The 352-nt window shown below is 48.6% G+C and carries 1 protein-coding gene; it reads right to left on the bottom strand.

Annotated features, from left to right (window positions below; genetic code table 11):
• Positions 1–352, bottom strand: a 352-nt coding sequence (locus ICN11_RS10635; RefSeq protein WP_216230355.1) for a DDE-type integrase/transposase/recombinase, incomplete at both ends; no start/stop codon positions are given.

Consider the following 352-nt stretch of genomic DNA (forward strand, 5'->3'; position numbering starts at 1 on the left):
TGTCTTCATACTTGAGTCGTTTGAAGGCACTCTTGAGCATCTGCATCACCGAGCTAATCTGCGGGCGATCCGCAATCTCATAGGAGACGATCTCTTGGTTGTATAAATCTAAGATGGGCGAGAGATACACCTTCTCACCCTTGATATTGAACTCGGTGACGTCGGTCACCCACTTTTGGTTGGGCGCTTTGGCTACAAAGTCGCGCTCTAACAAGTTGGGGGCTACCTTGCCAATGCCCCCTTTATAAGACTGATAGCGCTTGGGGCGCACGGTGGATTTAAGCCCTAGTTGTCCCATGAGCTTTTGCACTGTCTTGTGGTTTAAGTATTGATGTTGATTGCGTAGCTCTAA

Origin of the sequence: Polynucleobacter sp. 78F-HAINBA (assembly GCF_018882325.1) — a bacterium.
GTDB lineage: Bacteria > Pseudomonadota > Gammaproteobacteria > Burkholderiales > Burkholderiaceae > Polynucleobacter.